This is a genomic window from Armatimonadota bacterium (assembly GCA_022563855.1).
GTDB lineage: Bacteria > Armatimonadota > Fimbriimonadia > Fimbriimonadales > Fimbriimonadaceae > JADFMN01.
Genome location: JADFMN010000010.1, coordinates 22,822 through 37,168 on the forward strand (window position 1 = coordinate 22,822; position 14,347 = coordinate 37,168).

The window sequence follows — 14,347 nt, forward strand, 5'->3', positions numbered from 1 at the left end:
ACCTCGCGAGTTTTCGACGAGTCGTTTCGTATCCTTCGTTCACGAAACGTCTGAAATAGTGCTTTGGTTCCGTTTCCAGAGCACTGAGAGCACGCTCAGCTCGGCGATGTGCTGAACGGTCATCGCGGCGCCAGCTACGAGAATACCGTTCAAATTGAGCGAAACCCCGATGAGCAAGGTCGAAAACAGCGCGCCGACCGCAATGACGATCGCAACGAGGCGCGGTTTGGTCAGGTGATGGAAAGTCAGCACACCCCGCTTGTGCGCGGCGATCCCGTTCAACGCTGGCAGAGCCAACGTCGCCAACAAAGCCAGGCTGGCCAACTTTGCGACGTCCGGCTCGGCGTTCAAGACGCGCAAGAAGAGCAGATCGCTCGCGCCGGTGAAGTACGCAAGCAGGAGCGCGCCTGAGCAGATCAGCCCGACGTTTCGACAGAACTTGGCGAGCGCATCTCTGGACTGCTCGTTCTTGTACAGAGCGATCACGGTCTCAGGCAGAGCGAAGGTCACGGACCTAAACGTGAAAATGATGCCCATGGCGATTCCGTACGCCGCCAACATCAGAGTTCCGTTGGGCGAGCTTGCCAATGCCCACGACACGAGCGGCATCGACAGGATCATCGTCGCGCTAGCCGCTGTCAGGGGGAAATGGAATTCGCTCAGCTTTCTGAGCGACAGATCGCCGTCCGGCTGCCCCTTGGTCGGATCCAGGTGCTTTCTGATGATCGGTCGGCTCACGAAGTGAATGAACACCGTCTCTGCCGCGACCGACGACAACAGCGCGATAGCCGCGATCGTCAAGCCGGGAAGCAACGTCGATAGAAAGACGCCGATGCCGACGACGACAACGGTGACGACCCTGATGAACGTTCCCATCCCAACCGGCCGCGTGTTGTCGAAACGGATCAGCACACCGTGCAGGTATCGCCGCCAGCCGACGAACGCCGCCCACGGAATCAAGATGAGCATCGGGGTCCGAAGCACAACCGCAACCTCGTGGTCGGCGCCGATCCAGCGCTCGATCAGAATCCAGTAGAACGGGCTGGCGGCCACCGCAGCGTGGGCTAGGGTCACCCACACCATCAGCATCACGGCGAACTTGCGAATCTGGACGTAGTTCTGGTGCGACTTGGCCAGCGTCGTCGACGTCGACAACAGATCGATGACCGGCGCCTCGATCAAGATTGAGATAGGCCACAACAGGGCCAGGCCGGCAAGCGCCAGCTCTGCGCCCCCCCGTCGCGATATGATGCCCGCAACGATCGGCGACTCCAGGGACATGAATATCCACGAGAGCGCAAGGGGCATAAAGAACCAGAAAATCCTTTTCTGGGTCAGTAGCTCCGAGATTGAGCCTCGAGCGTATGGGCTGGCGATCTTGCCGGCCGTCGGCAGGGACAAAGTAAAAGCGATCTTACCGCTGGCTGGTTTGGTCTCCCGGGAATCTTGAACGAACCGCTTCGGTACTATCATCAGAATGTTCTCTCGGCTTATTGCGACGATCGTCGCGTGCAGCACGTTTGCGGCTCCTCCTCCTGTCCTTCAGGATCAATCGCCTGCGTCAGTCGTTTCGGCGAGTTCTCTGCGCGGACACCTGTCGTACTTGGCGTCTGACCTGTTGGAGGGCCGGGCAACCCCGTCAGCAGGGCTCGATCTGGCCGCAGACTACATCGCGGCCCAGTTCCGCGCTTACGGACTGCAGCCGGTGGATGAGGACTACTTCCAAGAGGCGCCCGACTCGCGCTTGAACGAAGACGGCATGCCCACTGTCAAAAACGTCGTCGGAGTCCTGCCGGGCTCGGACCCCGATTTGAAGGACACCTACCTGCTGATAACAGCGCACTATGACCACATTGGGGTACTGGAGAGCGCGTCGGGCGACGACAAGATTTTCAACGGCGCGAACGACAACGGCAGCGGCACGGTCGCCGTCATGGAGATCGCGCGCGCGCTCACAACGTCGGGAGCCAAACCGAAGCGCACTATCGTGTTCATCTGCTTCTTCGGCGAGGAGCGCCGCATGGGGGGATCGAGCTACTACGGCGACAACCCTGTCTTCCCTCTCGAAATGACGATAGCGATGCTGAACATCGAGATGATCGGTCGGACGATCAAGTACTCCGCCGACCGGTCGAAGCGCGGCGAGCTGGAAGACTGGACCGGGAAGCTGGGGGTTACCGGATTCGACTACACAGACATCGGCGCGAGGCTGACCGCCTCCTGCAAGAAGGCTGGAATCGACGCGATCATGGACGAGAGCGCTAGCGATTCTTTCTTCATGCGATCAGACAATCGCGCGCTTGCGGCTAAGGGCATCCCGGCGCACACCGTCAGCGTGGGGTACGAGGATCCGGAATACCATAGAGCGAACGACCACTGGGAGACGATCAACTACAAGAACATGGTACAAGTGGTCCGCGCGCTGGTGTACGCGACTCTCGACATTGCCAACGATCCGGTCGCCCCGAAGTGGAACCCCGAAAAGGAACGCGCCAGGCGGTACGCGGAGGCGTGGGAGAAGCTGCACGGAGGGTAGATTCGGGAGTTCGGAATGGAGGGCGTCGCTCCGGCGTCGCCATTTATGGAAGCGCAGCTCCGTCGAGCTGGGCGAGAAGATGGGCTCGATATGCCGCAGGTCCGCGCGCGCGACGGCGATCAGCTACAGAAGGGCTACTTAGCCGCTTTCCTGGTACGCGCGGTGGTGCGTCGCTTGCTCGATACTGTCCCGGTTGTTCGTTGCTGTTTGGCGGCGACTGACGTATAAGCCTTCTTTTTCTTGAGCGCCGCGATCATGAACGCTTTTGTAATCTCGGCGGGCATTTCGATGACGCGCTTGCGAACGCCGAGCTGCATCTTCCGGATCGCCCTGGCCTCCTGGTGCCGACGGTAGTTGTACTCCATCTTGAGCCATAGGTCGCAGTCGATGCCTAGCGCGGCCTCTAGGAGAACTGCTACCTCGAAGGTCAGACGCCGCGAGCCGCCGATCAGTCCGTTTACGAACTGACGGGACTTGCCGATCGCAGTTGCGAAGTCTTCCTGCGTGATCTCACGCGCGTCGAGTTCATCGCTCAGAATCCGGCCAGGGCCGAACATGACTGCGGGCGTTATCTTTTTTGTTGCTTTGGTACTACTCATGGTTTCGCTTGTCCCGGTCGAGGAGACCGCTCCTAGTGGTAGTCGTCGATCTCAATGATTAGTAGTATTTGACCGTTGCCGTCCACTGACTCCTCGACGATCAATCTGTACTGGTCGTTCAGCCGTAGGCTGTGCTGTCCTTTCCGGTTGCCTTTCAGCGCTTCGTAGTTGAGGCCGCGGAATTGCCGGAGCTGGTCGGTGCTTGTTACTGAGGCTACGATTTCCAGCGATATGAAGAACTTGTCGATGATCTCACGGGCGAGCTGGCGAGCGATTTTGCCTTTGCCCGTGATGTAGAGCGTTTGCAGCTTCCTATCATCAAATGCAAAGTTCATGTCAACCTCGCACTTATATTATACCATGAATCAGGCTGAAATATCACCTATAGGGTGACACATGAGAAAATTTGGACAAACGGCGCTGAATAAGAGGCAACTCAGGTTCTACACGAATACCTGCGATATTTGGGCGCGGCCCGGCGTCGGCGTCGCGATCCCGGAGGGTGCGAACAAGCATGTCACGAACTTGCCTCCCCCGCTCGAACATCGGGACTTTCCCTTGGAGCGTCGTCCTCCTGGGCGACCTTAGCTTTGGCCAGTCGCGTCCATCGGACTGAGAGTCCGATGGCCGGGATGCGGACTAAGAGTCCGCGCTCCGTTCCGCACAAATTGAGATTCCCTCCCCCGGCCTTGGTGCTCTCTAATCTTCAAGAATATCTTGGCCGGGGGAGGCAGGAGGGGGCCTATGCGTCATCGGGCTGAGAGAGCGGTGTCGCAGGAGCGTCGCCCTCCAGTCGAACGCGGGCAAACCCCTCGGGCCTGACCGTGGCGCACTTCTGAACTATTAGGCAGTCCCTCTCCCGCTCTGCTCACTGCCGACGACGCCAGATTCTCGTGAGCGAGAGAGGTTGGGTGAGGGCATCGTCAGGATTTGGCGCTCACGTGCAGTTGGCGCATGGCTGCCCCGCACGGGCATCGTGACAACCATGCCACACGTCCACTCACGAACGGATCCCAACTCGCGTCGTCAAGCCGACGCAATGCAAAGCGCGGTCCTTCGATCCTTCGACAAGCTCAGGACAAGCTAGGCTCAGGATGACGGCCCGCGCACTCCCAAAAAAAGTCTCGACCTAACCCCCAGGCAAATACTTGGCAGGCAGCTGAATGTCAGGCGTCTCGCTCTGCCAGACGATGCTCATGATCCACCACCGCTCGCCGTCGTTCATGAGCTGGATGCTGTTGATGCCGCGCGCGAACGGCTCCTCGTCTTCTTTCTTCCAACGGCTCTCGTAAGTGCTGAAGACGTGCGCGACGTTGCCGTATTCTTCGGTGACGTTCTTAACCTCCATCTCGAAGAATCCGCGATTTTCCAAGAACGGAAAGTTCCGCTCGATGTAATCCTCTATCGTGAAGACGTTGTACCGGACCTTGCCGTCCTGGGCGCCGGCGACAGAGACCATCTTCGCGCTCTCGTGGAAGAGCGCGCGGAACTGCTCCGGATCGCGCTTCTTCCCTGCCGGGCCGGAAATGACGTTGTAAAGCCCGAGAACGACGGCGTTCGGCGTCGAATGATCTTGAGCGATGGTTGCGGACTCGGGCTCGGGCGCTGCCAGCGCAGAGAGCAAGACTGAGGCGATAGTGATTGAAACCATGCTGTCTCCAGTTTGTCACTAACGAGCTATGTGGGTTCGTGAGTTCGGAAATCGTCCCTCATCCTGCCTCCCTCATCTCCCCCGAACGTCCCACTCGGAAACGAACTGCGACACCCGAGCGTTAGCCCCAACATGGAGCGAAAAGACCGTGCGCTCTTCGCGGGGGGTGCGGCGCTGGTCATGGGTGTGACCGGGGCGGCGCTGTTCAAAGACGCGGGGGCGGGGCTCAATGTCTTCTTGTGGTTGTTGTCTGTTGGGTTTGTGATGGCGTTCGCGTGGAACAAGGGGGTCGTTGGCGTTCGACGCCATGCCCTGGCTCTTCTGGCGGTGGCGCTCGCCTTCTCGTTCTTCCTCGTATGGCGCGATTCGGCTCACCTCAGAATTGCGAACTGGCTGGTAGTGGGATCGCTGGTCTCCGTCGCGGCTCTGCGAGCCGTGCGCGGGAGCGCGTGGTCGGCCTCTGCCTGGGAGTTCACCGGTGGCATCGTTAGCCGAGTCGGCCGGACCATCGCCTACCCGGTCATCCTGATGAGCGAGATGCCGTGGGCGAAGTTCCGGGAGGGGCCCAGGGCCAAGCGCAGGGCGGCGGTCCTGCGGGGCACAGTCCTCGCGGTGCCTCCGCTTCTCTTGTTCGGGGCGCTCTTCTCACGCGCCGATGCGATGTTCGAGAAGACCGTCGTGAACGCATTTCAGATCGACGCAAACAGCGTGGTCACGACGGTGTTCCTCTTCATCGTATTCGCGTTCGTCGGCGCCGCTCTTGTCTATCCGCATATCGTTGGCGACAAGATCGACGCGGAGGCCGTCGAGAGGCCTCCGAAGGTGGGGATGAAGATCGGCATGACGGAGGTCTGTGTCGTGCTCGGAAGTCTTTTCGTCATGTTCGCGCTGTTCGTCGGCATCCAGTTCCGCTACCTCTTCGGCGGGACCGACCAGATTCTGTTGGCGACCGGCCTGGGGTACGCCGACTACGCCCGCAAGGGGTTCTTCGAACTGGTCTGGGTGGCGGGGCTGATGCTTCCGCTCCTGGTCGGCGCGAACTCCGTTGCAAACGTCGAGACCGAGAGGCAAAGGAAAGCGCTGCGACTCCTTCTGACCGGGCTCGCGTCGCTTCTGTTCATCGTGATAGCGTCCGCCGTCTACCGCATGGGGATGTACGTCAGCGCGTACGGCCTGAGCGAGCTGCGCGTATCGACGAGCGCGTTCATGCTTTGGCTTGCACTTGTGTTCGCGTGGTTTGTCGCGATGCTCTATACGGGCAAAGTGAAACTGTTCGCACCGGGCGCGCTCGTATCGGCGGTGGTGGTGGTAACGGGGCTCAACTTCGTCAACCCCGATGCGATGATCGCGCGGTACAACATGACTCAGCTCAACGAAAACGTGAGACTCGACGTAGCGCATCTCGCCAGCCTTAGTGCTGACGCGGTGCCGACGATCGTCTCTAATTGGGAGCACGTCAGTTCCGGTCAGCGACAACAGCTGGCCCAGCTACTGCGCTCGCAATGGCAAGAGCGAGAGGCCGACTGGCGCAGCAAGTCGATCTCGCGAGAGCTCGCAACGACGGCGGTTGCGCGGTTGCAGTGACGCAGACTGGCCCGCGAGCCGACTAAGTCCGAAGCGCGCAGTGAAGCAAATTCCCGACGTTGAGTTACGTTGAGGGCGGCGCTCCTGCGACACCGGTCAGCGGCAGTTGAAACCGCTCGGCAAGACGCGGCTCGTGAGGACGCTTGCCCTCCCACGCGGCGGTCGAGCACTGGCCCCGGCAGGTAGCAAAAACTCGTGGTGTCGCTATTACAGGTAAAACGATCCCACATCTGAGAGGATCGAATGCGAAAACGTTCTGCTAACTTACTGAGATTCGTCCTGGTGCTGACGCTCGCCGCCTCAGCGGTACCGGCCCTGGCACAGACGGTCAACGCCGAGTTGTTCGCCGGAATGGAGTGGCGAGAGATCGGCCCGTTCCGAGGCGGACGCTCCGTGGCGGTCCACGGCATCCCCGGACATCCGGACGAGTACTACATGGGCTCGTGCGGCGGTGGGCTGTGGAAGACGACGAACGCGGGCGTGGACTGGGAGAACGTGTCCGACGGGTTCTTCAAGACCGGCTCCGTCGGCGCGATCGGCGTCAGCCCGTCGAGTCCCGACGTGGTCTACGTCGGCATGGGCGAGACGCAGCTGCGCGGCAACGTCAGCCACGGCGACGGCGTTTACAAAACGACGGACGGTGGCGAGACGTGGACGTACGTCGGGCTGAAAGAAACGCGGGCGATCGCGCGGGTGCGCGTTCACCCGACCGATCCGGACACCGTCTGGGTCGCGGCGCTCGGCCACATCTACGGACCGAATCCCGAGCGCGGAATCTTCAAGACGACCGATGGCGGAAAGACTTGGAGACTGGTTCTTTTTGTCAGCGAGCGAGCGGGCGCGGTCGACCTGAGCGTCGATAGGAACAACCCGGACGTGATGTTCGCAGGCACTTGGGAAGTCTGGCGAACGGGCTACAGCCTCAACTCTGGCGGCCCCGGCTCGAAGCTGTTCAAGTCGACCGACGGTGGAGAGTCTTGGACGGACATCAGCAACAACCCCGGTCTGCCGAAGGAGATGTTCGGCAAGATCGGCGTCTCGATTTCGGGTGCAGATTCCAGCCGAATTTACGCGATCATCGAAGCACTCGACGGCGGGGTTTTCCGCAGCGACGACGCAGGCGCGACATGGGAGAAGGTCAACGAGAATCGCAGATACCGGCAGCGCGCTTTTTACTACACTCGGATCTACGCAGACCCGGCTGACAAAGACAAGGTCTACGTGCTCAACACCGGTTTCTACCGTTCGACCGATGGCGGCGAAAGCTTCAGTGGAATCGGCGTTCCCCACGGCGACAACCACGACCTCTGGATCAGCGCTGACGACACGGACATCATGATCAACGCCAACGACGGCGGTGGGAATGTCAGCAAGAACGGCGGCGGCAACTGGACGTCCCAGGACTTTGCGACGGCACAGATGTACCACGTCACGACGGACAACGCGTTTCCGTACCGCATCTACGGCGCCCAGCAGGACAACAGCACCGTGCGGATTGCAAGCCGAGCGCCGGGTGGGATCTCCCGCGACGACTGGGAGTCCACGGCTGGCGGAGAGAGCGGCTACATCGCCGTGAAGCCCGACGACCCGGACATCGTCTTCGGCGGAAGCTACGGTGGATTGCTGACGATGCGCAATCACCGCACCGGCGTGAGGCGCAACGTCAACGCGTGGCCCGACAACCCGATGGGGCACGGCGCGATCGACCTCGTGCAGCGGATTCAATGGACGTTCCCGATCCTGTTCTCTCCGCACGACTCGAACGTGCTGTACACATGCTCCCAGTTCGTTCTGCGAAGCACAGACATGGGCGGGTCGTGGCGAAAGATATCGCCCGACCTGACCAAGAACGACCCGATCACGCTTCAAGCAAGCGGTGGACCGATCACGAAGGACAACACGGGAGTTGAGATCTACGCGACCGTGTTCACGTTTGCCGAGTCGCCAATACGACCCGGGCTGTTCTGGGCAGGCTCCGACGACGGGCTCGTACACGTGAGCCAGAACGCCGGCAGCACATGGATGCGCGTCACCCCCGGTGGAATGCCGGAGTGGGGTCTTTGCAGCATGATCGAGCCGTCGCACTATGATCCGGCTACGGCTTATCTAGCCCTGGACAACCACGAGAGCGACGACTACGCACCGTACATCTACATCACAAACGACTACGGCAGGACGTGGCAGAACTCGGTCGCAGGCATCGGTGACGAAGCGTTCGTGCGCGTCGTGCGCGAAGACCCGGTTCGACCAGGGTTGCTCTACGCCGGCACAGAGACCGGCGTGTACGTCAGCTTCGATTTCGGCAACGTATGGCAGCCGCTGCAGATGAACCTGCCGATAGTGCCGATACACGACCTCACCGTGAAGAACGGCGACCTCATTGCAGCGACGCACGGTCGATCGTTCTGGGTTCTGGACGATCTGACGCCGCTACGTCAGTCGCGTCGTCTCCGGTCAGCCGACAAGCCCGTCCTGTTCACTCCACAAGACAGTTACGCCGTGCGGCTAGGTGGAGGATTCCGAGGCGGCGGAGGCGGACGAGGCCGCCGGGGTGGGGGTTCAGGAGAGCGCGAACCGACCGGCGCAAATCCGTTGACGGGAGTTGTGGTCAACTACTACTTGCCGAACGACGTCGAAGAACTGAAGTTCGAGTATCTGGACGGCTCTGGCGATGTGGTAGCGACCAGTTCGTCCGCGACCAAGACAGCTGGCCTGCACCGCACTTCGCAGTGGCTTCAGTACAGCTCCTTCACGAACCCCCGTGGCATGTTGATGTGGGCTGCTGGTCCGAGACCGATAACTGCCCCACCGGGCGTGTACCGAGTCCGGATGATCGCAGACGGCTTCGAGGCAGAGTCGGAGTTCATTTGGAAAGGCGACCCAAGATCTGGAGCAACGGACGCCGACCTCGTCGAGCAGTTCGAGTTCGCCCGGCTGATCGCCAAGCGCACGAACGAAGCGAACGACATCGTCGTAAAGGTCCGCAGCATTCGCGAGCAGGTCGAGTCGATCGTGGAGGAGCACTCAGACTTGCAGGGTGATGCCGACAGCATGATGGCCAAATTCGGAGAAGTCGAGCGCGCGATCTATCAGACCAAGGCTCAGGCCGGGCAGGATCTGCTGAACTACCCGATCAGGCTGAACAACCGGATCGCAGCGCTCTTGGGCGTCGTACTCAGCGGTCCTTTCGCACCTACGAAGCAGAGCTATGAGGTGTTCGACATGCTCTCGTCGCTGCTCGATACGGAGCTGGAAAAAATGCAAACGCTCGTCGAGAACGACCTGAAGGCGTTCAACACGAAGGTGACGGCGAAAGGCGCAGAGCCGGTGGTGCCTAAGGGCATGAACGACTAGCCGATCTACTGCCTGCCGGACAGGGCGAGCTTGACGCCGAACGCGGCGATGGCCAGCCCGGAAACGGTATCGATGGTCCTCTTGACCCTCGGGTTCTCAAGCCACCGCTGGGCTGTGCCGACAAACGCCGACACGAGCGTCAGCCAAATGATCGACGCCGCGATGTGGATGGACGCCAACAGCGCCGAACGAGCCAAAATGTCGTCGCTCGGGCCGACAAACTGCGGCAGAACGGCGACGTAGAACAACACGACTTTCGGATTGAGAACGTTCGACAAAAACCCTTCCGCGAGCGCCTTGCCACCAGCGGGCTTGCTGTCCTTCTCGCGGCTACTATTGGGTCTCCAACCTCGATAGATCGACTGGAATCCGAGCCAAACGAGATACGCTGCGCCGACCAGCTTCAGCGTTGTGTAAGCGGTTGAGAACTGAAGCAGAATCGTCGCAACACCAACTCCCGCGAGCAGGGCGTGCACAGCCGTGCCAAGTTTGACGCCAACCATCGTCAGAAGGCCGCGCCGCGTTCCGCCGGCGGCGGCGTTCTTGAAGACGATCATCGTGTCAGCGCCCGGCGTAATCGCGAGCATCACCGCAAGCACCGAGAACGCCAGAATGTCCGGGTCGATTGCTGCGGTCACTTGGTCTGCCGCTCCAGCTCGTCAAGCCACTTCAACCGCGCCTGGTCGATCAGTATCACGCTCCGAATCGCGATGACGCCGTGCTTGTTCTTCGCCTTGCGCAATCTCTTGGCGGCGTTGCTGTGGAGCACGATCTGCGCCCGCAGCTTCTCGCGCGCATCTACAATGAACTTTCTCCTCTCTGTCGGCTTGAGCTGATCGAAGAAGAACACGCGTGATCGAAGCAGGTCGACGTTGAATGAGACCTCTTCGGCTGGTATCGGCGCAGATAGCCACTGCCGGAGGCTGATGAAGCCCTTCTCGGTCAACGAGTACCGCTTTTTCGTGCGACTTCCCATCCGGCTACGCTCGGCCTTGATCAGCTTTGCCGCCTCTAGCCGCCGAACCAGGGGATAGATCGCCCCGGCGCTACCGCTGAAGTAGGAAGAGCGCGACTGCCGGAACTCCTTCATCACGGCGTAGGCTGTGCAGGGGCCGGAGCGAGCGATCACTCCGAGGGCGATATAAGCGAGGTGGCTCAGCTTGCGCACCGCCGGTGTTTACCTGATCCTCAGCCCGTTGCCCTGCCTGTGAAGCCGAGGAGGCGATTTTTCTGGCACAGACGCACCAAAACCGACATATACTAGCATCGTGACATGGCCAACCATTGGCCTTGGAGCAGGATCATGGACTCTTTGACTTATCGCCACTTCTTGCAGGCGGCTTTTCAGGAGCAGCGAACGTACGCCGAGACTCTCTTGCGTCGGCCGTCCGAAGAGCAACTCCGATGGAGGCCAAACGACGAATCTTGGTGCATGGCTCAAATCGTCGAACACATGCGAATCCTCAACGACAATTACCTGAAGGCAGCGGCTGAAGTCATCCGTGGTCGTAGGCCTCGCGAGCCGGAGGATCAGGAGTACAGCCCGAACCGCGTTGGACAGAGGTTCATTGAAGCTGTGGGCCCCGACGGAAACTTCAGCATGCCCGTCCCCAAGAAGTTTGAGCCGCACATGAAGTCGCTGCCAAGAAACGTCACCACTCTGTTCTTGGACCAGCTAGCGGGAGTCGATGTGATCATCACTGAATCTATCGGCGCGGATCTGATGAAGACGAAGGTGAGGTCACCTGTCTCGCGGCTCTTGAGGTTCCAGCTCGGCGACGTTTTCAAGATTATTCTGGTGCACAACGATCGTCATCTGCGACAGATCGATCGCCTGCAGCGGATCAGCGGATATCCGTTGAACGTCGTGGCGACGGCTCCGCGCGCGTCGGTCACGTGATCGAGCCTCCTCTGGAACCAAACTGCGCCGGAATGCAGTACGGTTAACGGAGCGCAGCGATAGGTCGTAACGGGGAGCGCCGATACACGACCTGCCAGACTTATCCTGCCGTCTTAAGGTGAACATTATGATATTTGAACTACTGATAGCGGTCGCGGTCGGCCAGCCAACGACCGACGATGTGCAATTGCAGATGCTGACGAAGGGCGCAACCGCGATAATCGGCAGTTATATGCCTCAACGCCTATATCTCTCCCCAGATCCGCCTCCCGGATTGTTGCGCTCCTCCGCCATAGGCATCGTGGAGTTCGGAGTATTGAACTTCGGGCCGAAAGGCAAGGAAAAAGATTACTTCATCGGGCTTGCAGAGGACGGCACGATGTATGTGGATTCAAACGGCGATGGCGACCTTTGGGACGATCCGGAGCCGATCTGGACTGCTGTCGAACCTGGCGGGTCCACGTCGCACCGGGGGTCGTTCAATATCGACCTAGAGCTCGCTGGCAACATTGAGCACCTAACGATGAACGCCTACCGGTTCGACGCAACGGCTCCCAGTCGTGCTGCGTACGCGGATATCATCCTGTACTACTGCGACTACGCGATGGTCGGAGAGATCGAGCTCGGTGGCAAGAGCTACAACATGATGCTCGCTGATCGGATGGCCAAAGGCGACTTCACTGGCGAAGGCTCGCAGTTCTTGATCGACATAAACGGTGACGGCAAGTACGACAGCAGGTTTGAGCTTTACGATCCGAACAAGCCGTTCAACATCGGCGGCACGACCTACGATCTGGATCTCACCTATGCGAACGACTGTGTACTCGGCACTGAGGTCTCATCCGCCACAGTTGCTGAGCTCGTGGCACCGCCAAACCTGAACGTTGGTCAGATTGCCATTTCATTCGAAGCGACCGCGACCGACGGGAAAGAGATCAAGTTCCCGGAGACGTATAAAGGCAAGCTCGTCATGCTCGACTTCTGGGCGACGTGGTGCGGACCGTGCATCGCCGAGCTTCCGAACGTGAAGAAGGCGTACGCGGAGCTGCACGATCAGGGCTTTGAAATCCTGAGCATCAGCTTGGATCAAGCCGACAAAGCACAAGTATTGGCAGACTTCACCAAGAAGAACGACATGCCTTGGCGACAGATCTACGACGGCATGTACTGGAACGCGAGGATCGCGAAGCTGTACGGGATCCGGTCTATCCCTGCGGTCTTGCTGATCGACGGGGACACCGGCGAGATTCTGGCGGATGTTAGCACTCTGCGAGGACCAGGCATCACGAAGACGATCGCTGATGCGCTGGCAAAGAAGCGAGGCAAGTAAGTCTGGCCATAGTTAGTTGGAAGTGCCCGAGTTTGCCTATTTAGCCGGACTCGGGCACCTTATTGTGTCAATACGAAGAATCGTGACAGAATCATTCTGTGAAGGTAGCCATCGCCCAGATATCGCCGGTCTTCCTCAATCGAGAAGCGACGACTGCCAAAGTCGTTGATTCGATCCGAGACGCGGCGGCGCAGGGCGCGAAGCTCGTGTGCTTCGGCGAGTCGTTCATCCCGGCATACCCGCTCTGGCTCAGCCGCACCGATGGCGCGCGATTCGAATCGGCCGACCAGAAGGAGCTGCACGCGCTGTATCTGCGCGAGGCCGTTGTGATCGTCGAGCACTTCGCTCCGATCCAGCAAGCTGCCAAAGAGAACGGCATCAGCGTCATCGTCGGAGTCGCCGAGCGAGCGGGTCACACGATCTACTGTTCACGGGTGTTCGTCTCTTCTGATGGCGAAGTGTTGAGCGTTCACCGCAAGCTCGTGCCGACGCACGAAGAGCGGCTGGCGTGGGACCACGGCGACGGCAAGGGCCTGGTGACACACCCGGTTAGGGAGTTCACCGTCGGGGCGCTCAGCTGCTGGGAGAACTGGATGCCGCTAGCGCGCACCGCGCTCTACGCACAGGGTGAGGACTTGCACGTCATGCTCTGGCCCGGGTGCCTCCGACTCACCCACGACATCACGAAGTTCATCGCCAAAGAGTCGCGGTCGTTTGTTATCTCGGCGAGCGGGATCATCCGACCATCCGACATCCCGGACGGCGTGCCTTATCGCGACGAGATGATCGGCGACGAAGAGGTGTTCTACGACGGCGGCTCTGCGATCGCGGGACCGGACGGAGAGTGGGTCGTCGAGCCGGTCGTCGGTCATGAAGAACTGATCTTCGCAGATTTAGACTACGACGACGTGCTGAGAGAGCGCCAGAGCTTCGATCCGACCGGGCACTACTCTAGGCCACAGGTTCTGAAACTCACGGTGGACAGGAAGCGGTACGCTAGCTTGGAGGATTCTTGAGGACATGAGCAAACTGCGGTACGACTGGGACGACGTTTCAGAAGATCAGCCGATGCCTGGCATCTGCCGGCGCCTCATTCGCGGAGAGAAGGCGATGCTTTCGCGGGTTGTGTTGGTTGCCGGTACGATCGTGCCAGCGCACTCGCACGAGAACGAGCAGTTCGCCGTGCTGCTCTCTGGCCGAATGCTGTTCACGCTTGGCGAAGAGGAAGAGGAGGTCGAGCTGTTCCCCGGTCAGGTGCTGCATCTGCCTTCGAACCTGAAGCACAGCGCGATCGCCGCCGAGGACTCGGTCGTCCTTGACGTGTTCTCACCCCCGAGCGACAAAACCGGCATCGATCGGTAGCGCGAGCAACGATTCGCGCAACGCTGCGTGT

13 protein-coding genes are annotated in these 14,347 nt (G+C 60.0%); 7 read left to right on the forward strand and 6 right to left on the reverse strand.

What is annotated here, in order from left to right:
- Positions 1-39: 39 nt before the first annotated feature.
- The gene (locus tag IH944_11905; protein MCH7905251.1) at positions 40-1,473 is read right to left on the reverse strand and encodes a hypothetical protein; all 1,434 of its coding nucleotides are present in this window, start codon (positions 1,471-1,473) and stop codon (positions 40-42) included.
- A 4-nt stretch (positions 1,474-1,477) separates the two neighbouring features.
- On the opposite strand from IH944_11905, the gene IH944_11910 reads away from it, so the two are divergent.
- Complete coding sequence (locus IH944_11910) at positions 1,478-2,536, forward strand: M20/M25/M40 family metallo-hydrolase (GenBank protein MCH7905252.1); 1,059 nt, start codon at positions 1,478-1,480, stop codon at positions 2,534-2,536.
- Positions 2,537-2,670: 134 nt separating this feature from the next.
- On the opposite strand, the gene IH944_11915 is transcribed toward IH944_11910, so the two are convergent.
- The 3 genes from IH944_11915 to IH944_11925 form a co-directional block, all read right to left on the reverse strand.
- The gene (locus tag IH944_11915) at positions 2,671-3,135 is read right to left on the reverse strand and encodes a helix-turn-helix domain-containing protein (protein ID MCH7905253.1); all 465 of its coding nucleotides are present in this window, start codon (positions 3,133-3,135) and stop codon (positions 2,671-2,673) included.
- 32 nt (positions 3,136-3,167) lie between these two features.
- Positions 3,168-3,470, reverse strand: coding sequence for a type II toxin-antitoxin system RelE/ParE family toxin (locus IH944_11920; GenBank protein MCH7905254.1), 303 nt, complete (start codon positions 3,468-3,470; stop codon positions 3,168-3,170).
- A 794-nt stretch (positions 3,471-4,264) separates the two neighbouring features.
- Complete coding sequence (locus tag IH944_11925; GenBank protein MCH7905255.1) at positions 4,265-4,786, reverse strand: nuclear transport factor 2 family protein; 522 nt, start codon at positions 4,784-4,786, stop codon at positions 4,265-4,267.
- A 132-nt stretch (positions 4,787-4,918) separates the two neighbouring features.
- On the opposite strand from IH944_11925, the gene IH944_11930 reads away from it, so the two are divergent.
- Positions 4,919-6,370, forward strand: coding sequence for a DUF4173 domain-containing protein (locus IH944_11930; GenBank protein MCH7905256.1), 1,452 nt, complete (start codon positions 4,919-4,921; stop codon positions 6,368-6,370).
- Between the two features lie 243 nt (positions 6,371-6,613).
- On the forward strand, positions 6,614-9,724 hold the full coding sequence (locus IH944_11935; protein MCH7905257.1) for a glycosyl hydrolase: 3,111 nt from the start codon (positions 6,614-6,616) through the stop codon (positions 9,722-9,724).
- A 5-nt stretch (positions 9,725-9,729) separates the two neighbouring features.
- On the opposite strand, the gene IH944_11940 is transcribed toward IH944_11935, so the two are convergent.
- Positions 9,730-10,362, reverse strand: a complete 633-nt coding sequence (locus IH944_11940; GenBank protein ID MCH7905258.1) for a LysE family translocator — start codon at positions 10,360-10,362, stop codon at positions 9,730-9,732.
- Positions 10,359-10,892, reverse strand: a complete 534-nt coding sequence (locus IH944_11945; protein ID MCH7905259.1) for a PadR family transcriptional regulator — start codon at positions 10,890-10,892, stop codon at positions 10,359-10,361. The genes IH944_11940 and IH944_11945 overlap by 4 nt, the downstream gene beginning before the upstream one ends.
- Before the next feature lie 105 nt (positions 10,893-10,997).
- Here IH944_11945 and IH944_11950 point away from each other — a divergent pair, with 105 nt between their 5' ends.
- The 4 genes from IH944_11950 to IH944_11965 all read left to right on the forward strand — a co-directional run bounded on the left by IH944_11950 (position 10,998) and on the right by IH944_11965 (position 14,316).
- Positions 10,998-11,624, forward strand: coding sequence for a DinB family protein (locus IH944_11950; GenBank protein ID MCH7905260.1), 627 nt, complete (start codon positions 10,998-11,000; stop codon positions 11,622-11,624).
- Between the two features lie 127 nt (positions 11,625-11,751).
- Positions 11,752-12,954, forward strand: a complete 1,203-nt coding sequence (locus IH944_11955; GenBank protein MCH7905261.1) for a TlpA family protein disulfide reductase — start codon at positions 11,752-11,754, stop codon at positions 12,952-12,954.
- A 98-nt stretch (positions 12,955-13,052) separates the two neighbouring features.
- Positions 13,053-13,970, forward strand: coding sequence for a carbon-nitrogen hydrolase family protein (locus tag IH944_11960; GenBank protein ID MCH7905262.1), 918 nt, complete (start codon positions 13,053-13,055; stop codon positions 13,968-13,970).
- A gap of 4 nt (positions 13,971-13,974) precedes the next feature.
- The gene (locus tag IH944_11965) at positions 13,975-14,316 is read left to right on the forward strand and encodes a cupin domain-containing protein (protein MCH7905263.1); all 342 of its coding nucleotides are present in this window, start codon (positions 13,975-13,977) and stop codon (positions 14,314-14,316) included.
- The last annotated feature ends 31 nt before the right edge of the window (positions 14,317-14,347 follow it).

Coding starts and splice junctions, on each gene's coding strand:
- IH944_11905 (MCH7905251.1), bottom strand. CDS start 1,473: ATGATAGTACCGAAGCGGTTCGTTCAAGATTCCCGGGAGACCAAACCA.
- IH944_11910 (MCH7905252.1), top strand. CDS start 1,478: ATGTTCTCTCGGCTTATTGCGACGATCGTCGCGTGCAGCACGTTTGCG.
- IH944_11915 (MCH7905253.1), bottom strand. CDS start 3,135: ATGAGTAGTACCAAAGCAACAAAAAAGATAACGCCCGCAGTCATGTTC.
- IH944_11920 (MCH7905254.1), bottom strand. CDS start 3,470: ATGAACTTTGCATTTGATGATAGGAAGCTGCAAACGCTCTACATCACG.
- IH944_11925 (MCH7905255.1), bottom strand. CDS start 4,786: ATGGTTTCAATCACTATCGCCTCAGTCTTGCTCTCTGCGCTGGCAGCG.
- IH944_11930 (MCH7905256.1), top strand. CDS start 4,919: ATGGAGCGAAAAGACCGTGCGCTCTTCGCGGGGGGTGCGGCGCTGGTC.
- IH944_11935 (MCH7905257.1), top strand. CDS start 6,614: ATGCGAAAACGTTCTGCTAACTTACTGAGATTCGTCCTGGTGCTGACG.
- IH944_11950 (MCH7905260.1), top strand. CDS start 10,998: ATGGCCAACCATTGGCCTTGGAGCAGGATCATGGACTCTTTGACTTAT.
- IH944_11955 (MCH7905261.1), top strand. CDS start 11,752: ATGATATTTGAACTACTGATAGCGGTCGCGGTCGGCCAGCCAACGACC.
- IH944_11965 (MCH7905263.1), top strand. CDS start 13,975: ATGAGCAAACTGCGGTACGACTGGGACGACGTTTCAGAAGATCAGCCG.